A 2,564-nucleotide genomic window follows, 5' to 3' on the forward strand; every position below is an offset into this window, starting at 1 on the left:
CGACCCGCTGGGAAAGATCGACTGGCATATCGAACTCGATCCCTGGGGCAACTGCATCAGGGAATATAACCCCAGCCATCTCCACCAGCCTATTCGGATGCAGGGACAGCATCTGGATGAGGAATCGGGGCTTTTCTACAACAGGCATCGGTATTACGACCCGGCGCTGGGGAGGTATATCAGCCGCGATCCGATTGGGTTGATGGGGGGAATGAATTCGTATCTCTATTCAGGCGATCCCAACCACTGGTTTGATCCGCTGGGTCTGCAGAAGATATCTTCTGGAAGAAATAGAACTGGCGTGAGGCAACCCGCGCTCTTTGATCACCAGGTTCCACAGGCTGAACTGGATACGCAGACTGCAGGAATGCTCCAGCTTCCTGACTATGGTTCAGGTGGATTGGTGGCGGGAAAGAAGCCTTGGCAGAGTGCGGCGCAGCAGTTCAGCCCGCATGACTACACGCAGTATTGCAATCAATGGAGCAAGATGAATCTCACATGTAGTCGAAAAGATCGCGAGCCTGGGAGAGATGTGAAGGTCCCGGGCGACTATATACCCAACGACTTCCCTTGGAAAACATCTGAACTTCCTGAAGGCTACTCATGTGATATGCCATATTATTTTCTTGATATCCAGGGTGCTGGATCTGCTGCAACTGCAGATACAGGTGATCTCGCTGATTTACTAAAAAACATGATCCAAAAACGAAGGGGCATGAGAAAATGAAGAAACTGATTTTTCTTATTGCAATGAATATTTCCATTACCAGCAACGCATTATCCTTTGATGATGAGTGTGCCGGCTTTTTTACCCCAAAAGGAATCATGGCAAATTTCCCAATATTAAAGCAGAGAGACACATGGGAGTGGTACAAAAAAGTTCGCCCAGAATATGTTTGGAGTGCCGAAACAGGAAATTATGCAGGAAGAGAATTCAAAAGCAATGGCTTCGGCTTTGTTGTAATAATAGGCGCCGCCGATCTTAGCAAAAACCATTCTCAAAAAGGAAAGATTGATGATCTTGTTAAATTCGCATCAAAAGGAGCATTTTTAACCAAGGACTCCGAATATTATTCAGACAATACAAAGAGAGATAGAATTAAATTAAAAACAATTGTCCGTGCAGATGTGATTGATAACAAATCAATAGGATTGGTAATTGCAGATTTGGAAGCATTAGAGTTAGCCAAGATAGGTAATCCAAGCCACATGAGATTAACTGCAATTCTTCCAGAAAAGGAAGAATCTTATACATGTTATCCAGAGATTGAGACACTAAAATAGTAAGTATTTATTTTAATATATAAACCATAAGCGAGTACAAGCACTCAGCGCAGCCGTCCTTCGGAAGCAGAGCCTTCTCAGCTTGAGTTGCAAAAGCACTGGATGCAAAAGAGGTAGTAATGTTCCAGCTTACTGACTATGGTTCTGGGGGGCTGGTTGCGGGAAAGACGCCTTGGCAGAGTGCGGCGCAGCAGTTCAGCCCGTTTGACTACACGCAGTATTGCAAGAAATGGAGCAAGGCGAATTTGACGTGTACTGCGGGAGATCGTGAGCCTGGAAGAGATGTCAGAGTTCCGAGTGATTATTTGCCCAATGACTCTCCTTGGAGGACATCTCATCTTCCTAAAAATTTCACATGTGACTCGCCATATTATTTCCCAGAGACTAACGGCGCTGGATCTGCCGCTACTGCTGACTTAAGCGATGTAGCTGATGTTACAGGAAGAATACTGCAAGGTCGTAGAGGAGTGAGACGATGAAAAAATGGATGTGTTCTTTTGTTTTAATGGGAGTACTTTATGCTAAGGCATTTGCAAGCGCAGACGATTGTGGTGCGTTTTTCATAAAAAATGGCGTTGTTGCGACTTTTCCAATTTTAAAGAAAAGACCTACATGGGAGTGGCATAAGAAAATTCGCCCTGAATACTCGTGGGTTGCTGAAACAGGTTTTTATAGTACGGGAAAATTTAAGGGTAACGGTTTCGGATTTGTCGCAATAGTCGGCACAGCCAATCTTGAGGACAATCCAGTACAGCAGGGGAAAATTGAAGATCTTATTTCATTCTCGTCAAAAGGAGCATTTTTAACAAAGGAATCAAAGTATTATTTCGATAATATAAAAAAAGAGCAAATTCAATTTGAAACCATAGTAGCTGCGAAAGTGATGGATGGTGAGTCAATTGGGGTTATGACCGTGAATAAAGAGGCAGCAAATATGGCAAAAATGGGAAACCCGACTCATATGAAGTTAACTGCCACTCTTCCAGGAAAAGACGAATCCTATACATGTTATCCAGCGATTGAGATCATCAAATAGAGTGCATTGAGTTCGAAGGCACAAACCACAAAAAAACCAAGCCGGAACAGGTCAAGTGCTGGCTAACCAATACTTCTACGATGTCTTCTGCCGCATCGGCAGCTCGCTCCTGATCTTCTACGGCCGGGCCGGGGACCGGCTCACGCTCATCCAATTGCCGCCCCGGGACAGCAGGCCAATGCGGCGCATCCACACCCTCTACGAACCGCACAGCCACGTTCCCCTGCTGCGCGTGGAAACCGCA

At 45.3% G+C, this 2,564-nt stretch carries 4 protein-coding genes; all 4 read left to right on the forward strand.

All coding sequences use genetic code 11. The features are described from left to right. Window positions 1-727 (forward strand): RHS repeat-associated core domain-containing protein (locus L995_RS34745; RefSeq protein WP_197065197.1); only part of this gene is annotated, 727 nt, incomplete at its 5' end. After that, window positions 724-1,284, forward strand: a complete 561-nt coding sequence (locus L995_RS33555; protein WP_156136147.1) for a hypothetical protein — start codon at window positions 724-726, stop codon at window positions 1,282-1,284. The genes L995_RS34745 and L995_RS33555, both read left to right, overlap by 4 nt. Before the next feature lie 475 nt (window positions 1,285-1,759). Continuing rightward, window positions 1,760-2,320: a hypothetical protein gene (locus L995_RS33560; protein ID WP_156136148.1), complete on the forward strand. Its 561-nt coding sequence runs from the start codon at window positions 1,760-1,762 to the stop codon at window positions 2,318-2,320. A 55-nt stretch (window positions 2,321-2,375) separates the two neighbouring features. Further along, on the forward strand, window positions 2,376-2,564 hold a 189-nt coding region (locus L995_RS27370), incomplete at its 3' end, for a hypothetical protein (protein ID WP_047474491.1).

The sequence above is a fragment of the Delftia sp. ZNC0008 genome, assembly GCF_000799035.1.
Classification (GTDB): Bacteria; Pseudomonadota; Gammaproteobacteria; order Burkholderiales; family Burkholderiaceae_C; genus Comamonas; species Comamonas tsuruhatensis.